The organism is Bathymodiolus japonicus methanotrophic gill symbiont (assembly GCF_019721995.1).
Classification (GTDB): domain Bacteria; phylum Pseudomonadota; class Gammaproteobacteria; order Methylococcales; family Methylomonadaceae; genus Methyloprofundus.
The window spans coordinates 45,347-58,812 of sequence record NZ_BLYC01000007.1 but is presented as its reverse complement, the minus strand read 5'-3'; the positions used below and the strand labels follow the sequence as shown (position 1 = coordinate 58,812).

12 protein-coding genes and 1 pseudogene are annotated in these 13,466 nt (G+C 42.5%); 2 read left to right on the top strand and 11 right to left on the bottom strand.

The window, feature by feature from the left end:
- Positions 1–356: 356 nt before the first annotated feature.
- The 5 genes from K6984_RS11500 to K6984_RS33265 form a co-directional block, all read right to left on the bottom strand.
- Positions 357–1,934 (bottom strand): SulP family inorganic anion transporter, encoded by a 1,578-nt coding sequence (locus tag K6984_RS11500; RefSeq protein WP_221895797.1) that lies wholly within the window; start codon positions 1,932–1,934, stop codon positions 357–359.
- A 177-nt stretch (positions 1,935–2,111) separates the two neighbouring features.
- Positions 2,112–3,374 carry a molybdopterin molybdotransferase MoeA gene (moeA, locus tag K6984_RS11495; protein WP_221895665.1) on the bottom strand — a complete coding sequence of 421 codons (1,263 nt, stop codon included), beginning with the start codon at positions 3,372–3,374 and terminating at the stop codon, positions 2,112–2,114.
- Between the two features lie 302 nt (positions 3,375–3,676).
- Entirely contained in the window at positions 3,677–3,883 is a 207-nt protein-coding gene (locus K6984_RS11490; protein ID WP_221895664.1) for a thiosulfate oxidation carrier protein SoxY, read from the bottom strand.
- Between the two features lie 795 nt (positions 3,884–4,678).
- Positions 4,679–4,810, bottom strand: a complete 132-nt coding sequence (locus K6984_RS33270) for a hypothetical protein (protein WP_263458723.1) — start codon at positions 4,808–4,810, stop codon at positions 4,679–4,681.
- A gap of 27 nt (positions 4,811–4,837) precedes the next feature.
- Entirely contained in the window at positions 4,838–4,966 is a 129-nt protein-coding gene (locus tag K6984_RS33265; RefSeq protein WP_263458596.1) for a hypothetical protein, read from the bottom strand.
- A gap of 495 nt (positions 4,967–5,461) precedes the next feature.
- On the opposite strand from K6984_RS33265, the pseudogene K6984_RS36140 reads away from it, so the two are divergent.
- Both K6984_RS36140 and K6984_RS11475 read left to right on the top strand, forming a co-directional pair.
- Positions 5,462–6,924: pseudogene (locus K6984_RS36140) on the top strand (IS1634 family transposase).
- 257 nt (positions 6,925–7,181) lie between these two features.
- Positions 7,182–7,580 carry a DUF3465 domain-containing protein gene (locus tag K6984_RS11475; protein ID WP_221895796.1) on the top strand — a complete coding sequence of 133 codons (399 nt, stop codon included), beginning with the start codon at positions 7,182–7,184 and terminating at the stop codon, positions 7,578–7,580.
- On the opposite strand, the gene cobT is transcribed toward K6984_RS11475, so the two are convergent.
- The 6 genes from cobT to K6984_RS11445 form a co-directional block, all read right to left on the bottom strand.
- Positions 7,577–8,617 carry a nicotinate-nucleotide--dimethylbenzimidazole phosphoribosyltransferase gene (cobT, locus tag K6984_RS11470; protein ID WP_221895661.1) on the bottom strand — a complete coding sequence of 347 codons (1,041 nt, stop codon included), beginning with the start codon at positions 8,615–8,617 and terminating at the stop codon, positions 7,577–7,579. The genes K6984_RS11475 and cobT overlap by 4 nt on opposite strands.
- A gap of 2 nt (positions 8,618–8,619) precedes the next feature.
- Positions 8,620–9,144 carry a bifunctional adenosylcobinamide kinase/adenosylcobinamide-phosphate guanylyltransferase gene (gene cobU / locus K6984_RS11465; RefSeq protein ID WP_221895660.1) on the bottom strand — a complete coding sequence of 175 codons (525 nt, stop codon included), beginning with the start codon at positions 9,142–9,144 and terminating at the stop codon, positions 8,620–8,622.
- A gap of 3 nt (positions 9,145–9,147) precedes the next feature.
- Positions 9,148–9,591, bottom strand: coding sequence for a universal stress protein (locus tag K6984_RS11460; RefSeq protein ID WP_221895659.1), 444 nt, complete (start codon positions 9,589–9,591; stop codon positions 9,148–9,150).
- A gap of 256 nt (positions 9,592–9,847) precedes the next feature.
- Positions 9,848–11,146: a transposase gene (locus tag K6984_RS11455; protein WP_221894003.1), complete on the bottom strand. Its 1,299-nt coding sequence runs from the start codon at positions 11,144–11,146 to the stop codon at positions 9,848–9,850.
- 287 nt (positions 11,147–11,433) lie between these two features.
- On the bottom strand, positions 11,434–12,888 hold the full coding sequence (locus tag K6984_RS11450) for a transposase (protein WP_230988026.1): 1,455 nt from the start codon (positions 12,886–12,888) through the stop codon (positions 11,434–11,436).
- A gap of 105 nt (positions 12,889–12,993) precedes the next feature.
- Entirely contained in the window at positions 12,994–13,419 is a 426-nt protein-coding gene (locus K6984_RS11445) for a hypothetical protein (RefSeq protein WP_221895658.1), read from the bottom strand.
- Between the last annotated feature and the right edge of the window lie 47 nt (positions 13,420–13,466).

Genomic DNA, 13,466 nt, shown 5'->3' with positions numbered 1-13,466 from the left:
ATTGTTAGTTATTTTCTGATTGAAATAGTCTTAGGGAGCTGGAAATAAATAATTGTCCAATATTGGGCAGGATTTTTGTTCGTATTCAAGACGTAGTAACAGACACATAGCAAGCTGCGTAAAGTTACTACAACGCAGAAGACGGACAAAAAGACCAGTAAGGTGGAATATTCTTTGACAGAAATCACCTTAAACAAGCATATTAACAATTATTAAAAGCATGGTTAGATGTTTTTTCTGTACTAAGAGAGCTGCATTATGGATTGATGGGTAGGTTGGGTTAGCTTATCCCGCTACGCTTGATAAGCTAACCCACGCAACAAAAAAACATCAATCAAACCAAAGTTTCCGGAACACTAGTGCGCACCTACATACACCGTATCCGGGTCTGGTACCTGATGCTCGTCAAAACCACATATCTTGACTGTAATATTATCACTAGCCGCTGTTTTTAGAAAATCCACCAGGGTTTCCTTAATGTCATGGTCAATAAACTGTGCTTTAGAGGCATCAATAACCAAAGTGGAATTTACCTTAACCTTAGATAATAGTTTTCTTAACAATGCCTTATTTAAGAATGAAACATCTTTGTTTAGTGACAAAGTGTCATATTCATTCCCGGACTCCAGCGTAATAGACTCAAGGTAATTAGATTTCATGACAAATAGCAAACCGATGATAATGCCAATGACCACACCTTGCAGTAGGTCGGTAGTTAAAATAACCACTATCGTAATGAGAAATGGCAAAAACTGATTCCATCCTTGCTGGTACATAGCTTGAAATAATTGCGGCCGAGCTAGCTTATAACCAGTTTGTAATAAGATAGCGGCAAGACAACCCAGGGGAATCAAATTTAAAGTTCGGGTAAGAAATAAAATACTCAATAGTAAAAATATACCGTGAACAAAACTGGCTATCCGGGTACGACCACCGGCATTAATATTAGCAGAACTACGTACCACAACAGCAGTAATAGGCAGCCCACCAACCAGCCCACTCAATAAGTTACCGACACCTTGCGCTTTTAGCTCACGATTAGTCGGTGCAATGCGCTTTAATGGATCGAGCTTATCAACCGCTTCCAGGCTTAGTAAAGTTTCCAGGCTGCCGATAATCGCAAGCGTAATGGCAATAGTATAGACTTCCGGCTTGGCCAGAAAGCTGAAATCAGGCAAGGTAAATAAATCCAGAAAGTCGGACAGGCTTTCAGTAATAGGTAGAGATACCAGGTGCCGATTCATCACTGCAAGATCTGGGTACCATTGCAAGGCTATGTAATTAAATCCTATTCCCCAGATAACTGCGACTAGCTGGCCCGGAATCAGTTTAATCAGGCTAAAGCGTTGTAATAAGCGCATATCCCAGATTATCAAAATCAATAGAGCACCCACAGTAATGATTGTCGCACCTAAAGACATAAATGAAAATGCATCGAATATATCCTGAAAACTTTCAGCTGCGGTTTCATCCATATAGCTTTCATCGCCTTCAAAATGCTTATCATAGCCAACTGAGTGAGGTAATTGCTTGATAATCAAAATCAGACCAATGGCTGCTAACATTCCCTTGATGACAGCGGAAGGAAAAAATGCCCCGATAACACCGGCACGTAGATAACCGAATATTATTTGCAAAACCCCGGCTATAACAACGCAGATAAGAAATCCCGAAAAGCTGCCTAATTGCTCTATAGCATTGAGTATAATCACGGTTAAACCGGCCGCAGGTCCAGAGACACTTAATTGCGAGCCACTAAGCCACGAAACAATCACACCACCGATAATACCGGCAATTAAACCCGAAAACAACGGAGCGCCAGATGCCATGGCGATACCCAGACAGAGGGGCAGAGCGACCAGAAAGACCACCAGACCAGCAGCAATATCGGTTTTTATATAACTTTTATAATAGTCGATATGTTTGTGAATCATAAATTCTTCTCGGATTTGTATGCGCAATTAAAGCAAGTGTGATATCGCAGGGTAATAAATTTGTAGGCGGGTTAGGTTATTGCAAAGCAATAAAATGATACCTGGTAAAATTTAAATCGGTATTATAAACAGCTTGTTTATCAGCTTATGGCTTTAATATCAAGAATGTGATGTGCTTCAAATTAAACCTGAAAATAATTGTACATCTACCCAGTCACCTTGCTCTATGCCATCCCGGTCATGCTCCAGGATAATAAAGCAGTTGGCCATACTGATTGAAGTTAATATCCCCGAACCTTGTTTGCCCGTAGTTTTAACCTGCAGTTCACCGCTTGCAGTCTGGCCGACTATACCACGTTGCACCTCAGTACGCCCTGGTTTTTTGCGCATGGCTTCCAGACTGCGCGCCTGAATAAGTGGCGCAATGGGTTTATCAGTCATGCCGAGCATTTTTTCCAGGGCGGGAAGCACAAACTGGTATAGCGTGATTAACACTGCAACTGGGTTGCCTGGCAGGCCGAAGAAAACACTTTGCCTGATTTTACCGAAGGCGATAGGACGCCCTGGTTTGATGGCGACCTTCCAGAAAGCAATATTGCCACTGTTCTGAAGTGCCGCTTTGGTAAAATCAGCTTCTCCAATAGAGACTCCGCCGGTGGAAATAATAATATCGGCATAATCGGCAGCATCATTAAAGTGCTTTAATAGCTCTGATTCATTATCCGGGATAATCCCCAGGTCAATAAGCTCTATATCGGGGCGAGCCAGAGCTGCATGCAAACAGTAGCGGTTGCTGTCGTAAAGTCCACCATCAGGTAGAACCGATGCAATTTTGTTGATTTCATTGCCTGTGCTAGCGATAGCAATACGCAGCTTACGTATAACTTTAATCTCGGTGATACCAAGGGATGCAAGTAAGCCAATATCGGCAGGATATAGCATTTTCCCCTTGGCCAATACTGTTGCGTCTCTTTGGATATCTTCGCCTGCCTGGCGTACATTTTCGCCCTTTTTATGAGTACCATCTAGTTGCATGACATTCCCCGTAACCAGGCAATGTTCCTGCATAATGACAGTATCAAGGCCTGCCGGCATGGCAGCACCAGTCATGATGCGGATACAATGACCGGGCAGACAGTTTTCGCGATACAGTTGTCCTGCCAGTACGGTTGCCTTAATTTTTAGCTGGGTTTGTGCATTTCTCTCTGCCAGATCACTATATCGTAGAGCATAGCCATCAACGGCTGAATTGGTATGTCCTGGTACTTGCAGTGGACTGATAATAGCCTCCGCCAGGCAACGACCTTTTGCCTGCTCGATAGGGATTTGCTGACTTTCCTGTAATACAGGCATTGTTTGCAAAATAGTCTTTCTTGCCTGGTCTATGTGAAGCAAGCCAGGTTCGTTTATATCAGTGCAACTGGGTTGTGTGGTATTCATTTGCGCGTAGAGGGGCCATTCAGTGGTAGACCTGCGTCCAGATAACTTAAAAAATACTCTAGCTGTCTTAACGCCGTGCTTTGTGCGGGATCAACTTTTGCACGAAGAAGCGGCTTTTGTGCGTAGTCGTTGCGGACGCAGGGCGTTCAGGGCATCTCCCATCCGCTGCGTAGGTGAACGAATTATGGCGACAGGAGTCCCGGAATTTCGTGAGGTAGCATGGCGCGCCTGACAAGTTTCCTGCATTTTAAAGCGTGCGCCTATAAATGTGTCTAATGCAGGGTTCAGGCTAAATTTAGCCACTAAAGGCACCGGGTTTTTTCCGAAAAGATATAAACAGTATCGGAATTTTGGATATTACTGGTTATTGTAATAGGTACAACAGAGCCATTTTCAGCGATGCGCGGCAGCTTTAATTTGATTTTATCGGTTTTGGAAAAAATCAGCGCTAAGCTAGAGCAGACCAGCGTGAGCATATTGGTTAAAAATTTGCGGCGAGATGAGAGCATAAAAAAATCTGAAAAAAATAGTAGCGTTGAAGTTCATCTATTATATAGGGTATAGGCCAAGAATAAATATCTGGCAATATATTTAGTGACTGATTACTTAGTATTTCTACTCGATGTTCAAGTTTTCAGCTATAACTGGGCTAAGAAAAGTAAATTTTTCCGGCTTTGTTTTATAAGTGATTGATTTACAATGATGTTGATGCTTTCTTTGTCAGTAAAATTATCAATAAAATCAATCAGTTAAAAAACTTGAACATCGAGTAAAAGTAATTTCAAGCTGAAGTTTCCCAATTATTGAGTAGCTGAAATACACAATGCTGGTGTATCGAGGTTTATTTTAGGTGGTTTTGCCATGTTTATAGCAAACCCCTACTTAATTCCCCTTAGGCAATAGCATTTGAAACGAATGAAAAGACTATTTTTTTCATATAGTTGTAGCATAGTCTCAATTTTACCATAAATAATTATTGGGAAACTTCAGTCTAGTAAGTACCGACTATTATATGGGTTATAGATAAAACTGAAGTTTCCTAGTTTTTAAAGCATAAGAATATCAGCTAATGCTTATTTTTATTAGATATTAGATATTACTAATATTAATGGCATTCCGTTGACTAAAAGCCTTGAGTTCTTTTTAAAAACAACAGGTTAATCGTGAATGAGGCCTAGTTTTAGTGTATAATGAAAGTTTCTAACACATTGATTATACAAACAAACCGGCCTCATTTTACAGTGAGTTTTTGCGCTTACACCTTGTGCCTTTAGCGGTACTACCCTGACACTGGCTATCATCTTTCAAGTCAATCGCTGAAAATCCTGGAAACGGAGCTTTAGCGAAGTGAAGATTTTTAGTCCGCGATAGCCGTAGGGCCGTTGTTTTGTCGGAGTCTGAGCGTTAGCGAAGGTGGAGACAAAATAAAAGGCCATCCGACACGGCGTCAAGTCATTTGGAGCCTATGTTCCGACCCCTTGTTGGGTCGGGACGAGGTGACGAGGACGAATCGGGGCCGCCGGAGGCATAAGTGGTCGCGTTAAGTTTTTGCTGCTTGCTTGGGCTGGGATGCCCAAAACAAGCTTTCGCAAAAATAGCGACTCCCCGAGACATTATTTTTAGCTTTAGTTTCCAGGCTGACTTCAGGCTCTGGTTCGGGTGTAGCAATAGGAGCAGATATCTCTGTTTCGGAAACTTCTGCTGTGATGTGATTTTCTGCGATTGCTATGGTAGGTGCTTCTGCTTCAGCTGGCTCGGGAGGGTTATCTATGGCTGGTTCTTCTTCTAGTACAAGAGGAGGAACGCAATTGAGTTGCTTTCTGAAAATCAAGATCACAAAAAGAATCGCAAAAAAAGGCCAGACCGGAAACATGCTGGAAATAGATTCTTCTGCAGCAAATAAATTTGCAGAATTAACCTATCTTCGTCACTTTTATCTCTTCAAGTCATTGATTTATAATTCGCATTAAAAATTCATCGTAAAAATCCCTTTAGAATCAATGGTGTTTTTTTTGAGGGTCTCTGTAGTGCCATCTTAACTTGCTCTGGCCCTTGATTTTCCCTGGTTTTTCACCGATGCTAGTGGTATGTATATTCGAAGAACCAAAACAAAAAGCCTTGAAGACGGCTCAGCTTATTTCACTTACCGCATTGTAGAATCTGTGCGTATAGGAAAACAAGTCAAGCAACGTACATTGCTCAATATAGGTGCGGACTTTACGATTGATAAAAAGTACTGGCCCTTGCTGACGGCCAGAATCGAACAATTACAGCAAGGTTTGGAACCACATCAGGAAGAGCTATTCAATTTAGCCGATGATTTAAATCAACTTCTGGAAGCAACAGCCCAGCGCTATAGCTCACTGATGACTGCAAAACTGTCACAACCGCTAGATTCAAAAACAACAACGCGAGATTTTCATCATGTCGATATTAATCATGTCGAAGCCATTAATGCCCGTAGTATTGGTGTTGAAACCCTGGCACTGCATGCCGCACAGCAGTTACAGCTAGACGAAAAACTCATGGCGCTGGGCTTTAATAAAGTAGATACGGCGACGGCCCTGGGCACTATCATAGGACGTATGGTTTCACCCGGCAGTGAACTGCAAACACATGACTGGTTGCAAAATCGAACAGGCCTGGGCGAATTACTGGGTCATGACTACGGTAACACCAGCCTGACGCGATTATATACAGTCAGTGACAAGCTACTCAAACGTCAGGCAACTCTTGAATATTTTCTGGCTGACCGAGAGCAGACGTTGTTCAATTTAAACCGCAAGATTGTATTGTACGATCTGACCAATACTTATTTTGAAGGCCAGTGCGCCCGAAACCCGAAAGCGAAGGTATCCGTAATCGCTTCCATGCTCGTCTGGAAGAGGCCCTGGAAAAACTGCACACAGGTCTGAGCAAAAAAGGCACCCTTAAAAAATACGACAAAATACTGGAACGTATCGGACGACTACGTGAAAAACATAGCCGTGTTGCTGCAGATTACACCATTAACGTTATCGCGGATGACAAAAAAAACAAAGCCATCGGTATAGAATGGCAACGTAAACCTGAAAGTGACCAAAAAGATAAGCACTGTGGTGTTTACTGCCTAAGAACGAATATCCCTGACTGGTCGGAAGAACAGTTATGGCTAACCTATACCATGCTGACTGAGATTGAAGCGACCTTTAGAAGCCTGAAAACCGAGCTAGGCTTGCGCCCTGTCTATCACAAAAAAGAAGAGCGGGTTACCGGACACCTATTCATCACATTATTAGCTTACCACCTGGTACATGTACTGCGTTATCAACTTAGATTGCAGGACATCCATCTAAGCTGGGAAAGCATTCGCAACAGGATGTCGACCCAGCAACGCATGACCATTACTTTACCCACGGATAACGATACAATCATTCACCTGCGAACCACAAGCAAAGCAGAAACCAGACAAAAACAAATATACACTGCGTTGAATATTAACCCCGACCCGATTGGAAAAGTTAAAACGATCGTTGATATGAAACCTGTAGTGCCAACTGGGGCCGATTGAAAATTTAACTCATTGAAATAATGGGAAATTGACTGTATATGTCACGAAGATAGGTTAAAAGTTGGCAATATTACTGATCTGAAGTTTCCCAATTATTGAGTAGCTGAAATACACAATGCTGGTGTATCGAGGTTTATTTTAGGTGGTTTTGCCATGTTTATAGCAAACCCCTACTTAATTCCCCTTAGGCAATAGCATTTGAAAAGAATGAAAAGACTATTTTTTTCATATAGTTGTAGCATAGTTTCAATTTTACCATAAATAATTATTGGGAAACTTCGGTTACTGACTTTATCGAACTTGAACCAGACTATGATGATATATTAGCGGAATTGTATGCAAGTGGTACAAATGATGTGCAAGTGCGTGGTGTGGGTATAGTGCTGGTTATTTTGGCTGATGATCTTCAAGGGTCACGCCATCAGCGATTTATTATAGAGTTAGCATCTGGACAAACTTTGCTGATCGCGCACAATATTGATTTAGCGCCAAGAATAAATTCTTTGTTTTTAGGCGATCATATTGAGTTTTATGGTGAATATGAATGGAATGAGAAGGGTGGTGTAATCCACTGGACGCACTATGACCCAGCAGGGAAGCATGAAGATGGCTGGATTCTGCATGATGGTATTTTTTATCAAAGCCTAAGTGATTAACTCTCTGAAACCTGTGCCTGTGCAAATGTTGCCATTTGATTGTGTAAAGCACAGGCTGAGCGTAATAAGGGAATTGCAACCGCTGCACCGCTGGCTTCACCCAGGCGCATATTTAGACTTAATAAGGGTTTGGCATCCAGGGCTTTAAGTATTACAGAATGCCCCTGTTCTTGAGATTGGTGCGCATATATTAGCCAGGGTTTTATATCGGCATTGATGCGTGTAGCGAGTAATGCCGCAACACTACAGATAAAGCCATCAACCAATACGGGTAACTGATGCTGTGCAGCAGTCAGATAAGCGGCTGTTAAGGCGGCTATTTCAAAACCGCCGAGGTATTGTAAAGCTGCGAATGGTGTTGTGATTGTTTTCTTATGTTTATCCAGTGCTTGCTGGATGATACTGGCTTTGTGCCGTATGCCGGAAGAGTCCAGCCCTGTACCTGCGCCAGTTAATTGCCGGGCATTCATCTCTAGTAAGTGACAGGCAATGGCAGCCGCGCTACTGGTATTAGCTATACCCATTTCACCCGCGATAAACAATTGGCTATGTTTGACAAGCGCTCTGCTTACAGCATCTTTGCCAGCCTGTAATGCCAGTGCTAACTGCTTTTCAGGCATGGCGGGCTGAGTCAGGAAGTTAGCCGTGCCAAAGGCGACTTTTTGATGAATAATATCTAAATCAATTAATGAACTGGCAACGCCGACATCGATAATTTCCAGATGCGCCTGGTGTTGCTTTGCCAGAACATTGATTGCAGCGCCGCCATGGACAAAGTTTTTTACCATTTCCGCAGTAACCGTCTGGGGAAATGCTGACACACCTGTCTCAGCAATTCCATGATCAGCAGCAAATATGCTGATCCAGATGTTATCAACACTGGGCGTATTAGTGGCCTGTAGCGTTGCAAGTTTGATCGATAGTTGTTCCAGATCGCCCAGGGATCGGGAGGGTTTTGTTAGTTGCTGCTGTCGCTTGATCGCGGCTTGCTGGTAGTTTTGATCAGGTTTGGGAATAGGGTGCTTGAGCCAGTCCATTGTTAGTGTTTTAGCGCCAGAGGCAACCCAGCGGTCACTAAAGTGACATGCGAGCAGATTTTTGCCAGCTGTTGATGTAATCTTCCTGCTTCATCAACAAAGCGGCGCGTCATCTTGTCCATAGGTACAACCCCCGAACCCACTTCATTACTGACTAGGGCAATATCAGTGTGACAATCGGGCAAGATGTCCAGTAGCGCCTGCTTTTGCTGGAGAAAAACATCTTCCTGATAATGCCCCTGAGCATCAAACAGAATATTGCTTAGCCATAAGGTCAGGCAATCGACAAGAAGGTAATTATTGCTGCTGGCATATTTCTTTATTATATCTGCAATCAGCATAGGTTCTTCTATAGTCTCCCAGTATCGGTGGCGTTCAGACTGGTGTTTGTTGATGCGCTCCTGCATTTCATCATCACCCGCCGTACCCGTTGCAATGTAGATAACTTGTTTATTACTTGCCTCTGCGAGCTGTTCGGCATAATGGCTTTTACCAGAACGGGCGCCGCCTAAAATAAGATGTTGCATGGCTTAATCATCCTTTAAGCGTACTGCCAGCACATCACATTTTGCATGATGTAGCACGCCATTTGCAGTTGAGCCTAATAATAGCGCAAGCCCGTGCCGACCATGTGAGCCGAGAACAATCAGATCGACATGCTGCTCTTCGGCGGTGGCCACGATTTCCAGTTTTGCACTGCCCATTTCCAGGAGCTGTCTATCTTCGGGGACAGACAATTGTTTCCCCAGTTCGGCCAGGCGTTTTTTAGCGGCATTCATTAATTCTTCGTTTAAATCAATATCGAAAGGAATAACCGGACCATAGGCCGCATCGGTGATGGGAAGGTTATCAACGATATGAATAATACTCAGTTTTGCCTGATATTTACCCGCCAGGTAACGTGCTTTTTGCGCGACGAAGTCACCATGTTCAGAAAAATCGACAGCTAATAAAATATGCTGATAGTTATTCATTTTTCTCACCTTTAATAATTGCTTAATGTTAATTTAACATTTTTTACAGCTAAGTGCATAAGCTGTCTAGCTAATTAACCTGGATTTTTAATATTGAGAACTTAAGATGCCGGGTTGATGGGAAGCTGAAGTTTCCCAATAATTATTTATGGTAAAATTGAAACTATGCTACAACTATATGAAAAAAACAGTCTTTTCATTCGTTTCAAATGCTATTGCCTAAGGGGAATTAAGTAGGGGTTTGCTATAAACATCATCAGTGTTCCCCTATCAATTGAGGCCGTGAAACTAACCTCGCCACAAGAGAGCTCATAAAGCACTGTAAAGACATTCCTGTTATTATTGCGTTTTGAACTGCCCGAATGGTATACGAGCTGATACGAGATATTCTTGCCTGGAAAAATAATGGATTCACAAAACGATCTCGTTTTTGGGCCTGTTGCTGCCTTATCTCCAGAGCCTCGCTATATTTTTTATCCGATGGATGAATCAATTCTGGCTGTTGTGTTTTTGAAATCTCTTCAAATACGCGCATTAAATTATAGCTCATTGCAGTCAGGCGCATTTGATTTTCAAGTGAGCGGGTATTGGAAGACCAAGCTTTAGTTTCCTTGAAATTACTTTTAGTGTTATTGAATGTCTTTTCAATCGTCCATCGCTTGAAATACAGCATGGCAATGGTTCCAGGGTTAATAGTCATTGGCAAGGTTGTCACAAACCGGTGAAGTTTTCCGGTTTCTGGATCACGGTAATCCACCACGTTAAATTTGATGCCCTTGTTTTCGTACACACTGTATGCTTCAACCCCTGTATTGATCTCATGGCGGGAGTCAAAAGGGATAGACTCAACCAGAGTCGCAATTGAATTTTCTTTTAGCATTGAAATCATGTAATTAGCATGTCGTTTCTGCCGATCCCACCAGACAAAGTCGGTGACGGCTTTATCGTAGACATAGAGATGTTTCTGAGAGCTGTTATTTCCCTTGTTTTGCTTTTCAATATGATCTCGTAACACAGGTATTTCTTGATGCCTCTGAGTTCCGTTTGTCACCAGACAAAGAAATCTGAGCAACCCACTTCTGAGATTCAACGCGTAAATCCCCCCGGCCGCATAAACTTTCCCCTTGCTGTTTTTTTCAGTATGGCAGGCATGATCAATAAAATGTCCATCCGCTGCTTCTATGGTGTATTCGTCAAGTTCTGGGAATGCTTTAAGATAATCAATGCCTTGCGATAGCAGTGTTTCAGAGTGAAGATGGTAGCTCTGCTGTTCAAATGCCTCAAGCATACTTGTTCGTCTATGCGACTTCAGTGATTTAAAATACGTTGAGTGGGGAAGCAGCTGGCCATAAATCTGTTCATTGGTTTGGAGGAAATGGCGACCACTATCGACTACACTGATACAGCGTAATAACCCAAGGCGAATAAAGTCGATATCCTTCAACTCTGGGCATGAACGAGCCCACAAAGGATGACGCTCTGCTAACAGGGCACGTTCCATACTTTCATTGCAGTGTTGGTGAATATGTTCAGAGAGTGGTAGGTCTTTAAGCATGGGTGATATCCGTTTATGAGGTGATTAAAACGGAAATTTTTAGAAAAATTTTTTCGGCAATTGCAAGCTTTATTTGAAATTATTTGTTGTTTTTTTACGGTGCCTACAGAGTGTCTATTTGCTGTTATAAGTGATTAAAATCAAAAAGATGGAAATATTCGAGTGGTGCTACCTTCAGGTAGGTTATAGGCTGCTTTGTTTAGGTACTTCTTCTTTCAATGGGAACACTGATGATAAACATGGCAAAACCACCTAAAATAAACCTCGATACACCAGCATTGTGTATTTCACTCGATGTTCAAGTTTTTCCATCCCATTGCCATCAAACTCTTACCTTCCCCAGCAGAACAATACTTTAATGATGCTGTTGGCCCTAAGCGCCCTAAATCTCTGCCAATCATATGTTTTCCTGATGGCATCAGTTGAAACACATCCTTTATTAATTCACCTAACTCTTTCAGCTTATCACCAGGATCTGGAAACTCTAGCAATGACGTGATGAACTCAAGCAGTACATCCATTTGAGACTTGCGCTGTAAGCTTCCTACGGTATACGCAGGTAGTTTGCTTTCAATGCGGGCTATTTGCTCTGGGTGAAGGAGAAGGCAATGGTCAAACAAAAGACTCAGAATCAGGCCACGGCTTGATCCCTCTTCATCTAATTGTTTGGCCTCACGCCCCCATCCTTCATAAAGCTTCCAGTCCTCAAAGAAAACCTCAATCAGCCATCTCAACGTATAGGCTTGAATAATATCTTGTGTGCGCCAAGTCAGGTCTGTCGCCACTAAATAGCGATAGTCGTTTTCACCGTCATATTTTAAGGCAATGACAAAGCGCTTTTTACTGTGAGAACTCACCTTTAATCGTGCACTGCTGACAGTCACTTTAATCTCTTTGCCGCCACGTACACGTATTATCTGATCAATGCCTTTGTTAATCGAATTAAAGTAGCTCTCGACTGACCTTATTCTACCTCTATATTCAATATTTTGGTTTTTACGTAATTGGCTAATCACCTGCGAGCCTCCAGATTCTTTAGCGGCTTCGTCCATAAAGGCTTTTTCACCATACAGCGCATCAGCCAGTACGCCTTTAATTTTAATCAGGCTATGCGCAACTTTAAACTCTTTTAATAAGCCTAATGCAATCTCTGTTTTGGTCGGGTAGGCACTGTCACGTTCAGGCTTAATAGGCCGATCTTTTTTTGCTATACCGCTCTTTTTCAACCGTTTATCTTCTTTATCCCACTGCTTTAAGGCTGGACCCGGCATATAAAAGAAAAAACCGACAGGCACTGTAATGGATGAGGTAACTAGCAGCAATAATACTATCGTTTGTCCATTAACATACCCGCGGGAGCCTTTGTGTTTCTGCTTGTAAACCTTATAAATACGTTTTGTAGACTTAGATCGTGCTCGGTCTGATTCATCAAAGGCCAACACACCTTCAGTAATGCCATAACGTTTTAAAATTAAGACCACACTCAACCGTAGCAACCAGTCCCAGGGTATACTTGCTTTACGAAACACCCAGGATAATGCGGCTACTTTGCAATCTCCAAGGCTTGCTCGCTCAAACTTAGCCCAGCAAACAGAGTTCATTAGCAGTATGCACGTTAAACAAGTGCCCAACCAAGCGGCTTGAATCCGTGTCAAAGCGGCTCCGGGTTTTAGCTGATTGAGCGCATCATTTAAATCGTCAATATAGCTTTGGATAAAGGTGGCTGGGGCATTCATTAACATGGGATTACACCGATAAAATTACAACAACCTCAGAATACCTGATTTTACCTTCTCAATATCAAAAACTTGAACATCGAGTTTCAGCTACTCAATAATTGGGAAACTTCAGATGGGAAATAATAGCCCCATAATTTGTGACGCGCTGAACACATATAAGAATGCGATACCTAATGCAAATGAAAACGACTTGTCTAATGCATGGCGAATAATATGCGCAGTAACCAACCAGTTCCATAACATAAGCGCCAGCATGGTATAAATAGCTGGCATATTACTTGCGTATTGATGCAGTGCAGTGAGCACAGGAATAGCAAACGCGCTGATCAGTGCATCGGCACCCAGCAAGGTACTGGTGGTTTGTATAAAACGTACCTGCTTTTTTGTGATACTCAGCATTAGCCAGGCAAAGGCAATGGTAATAATAAGTTCCGTCAAGACCTGAAGCAGAGCGCTGAAGCCGTCAGTAGAAACCAGGGTAAGCAGGTAACTGATCAGAGCATAGGCAATGGCAGACAGGCGTAAGAGTTGCATGGAATGAGGGAGTTCCTGCGGACCTTCTAAGAAATGCAGCCATGGAT

Excerpts from the sequence above, each read along its gene's own strand:
- K6984_RS11450 (WP_230988026.1), bottom strand. The coding sequence starts at position 12,888 with ATGTTAATGAATGCCCCAGCCACCTTTATCCAAAGCTATATTGACGAT.
- cobT (WP_221895661.1), bottom strand. The coding sequence starts at position 8,617 with ATGGACTGGCTCAAGCACCCTATTCCCAAACCTGATCAAAACTACCAG.
- moeA (WP_221895665.1), bottom strand. The coding sequence starts at position 3,374 with ATGAATACCACACAACCCAGTTGCACTGATATAAACGAACCTGGCTTG.
- K6984_RS11460 (WP_221895659.1), bottom strand. The coding sequence starts at position 9,591 with ATGAATAACTATCAGCATATTTTATTAGCTGTCGATTTTTCTGAACAT.
- K6984_RS11445 (WP_221895658.1), bottom strand. The coding sequence starts at position 13,419 with ATGCAACTCTTACGCCTGTCTGCCATTGCCTATGCTCTGATCAGTTAC.
- cobU (WP_221895660.1), bottom strand. The coding sequence starts at position 9,144 with ATGCAACATCTTATTTTAGGCGGCGCCCGTTCTGGTAAAAGCCATTAT.
- K6984_RS11490 (WP_221895664.1), bottom strand. The coding sequence starts at position 3,883 with ATGCTCTCATCTCGCCGCAAATTTTTAACCAATATGCTCACGCTGGTC.
- K6984_RS11455 (WP_221894003.1), bottom strand. The coding sequence starts at position 11,146 with ATGCTTAAAGACCTACCACTCTCTGAACATATTCACCAACACTGCAAT.
- K6984_RS33270 (WP_263458723.1), bottom strand. The coding sequence starts at position 4,810 with ATGGCCTTTTATTTTGTCTCCACCTTCGCTAACGCTCAGACTCCGACA.
- K6984_RS11500 (WP_221895797.1), bottom strand. The coding sequence starts at position 1,934 with ATGATTCACAAACATATCGACTATTATAAAAGTTATATAAAAACCGAT.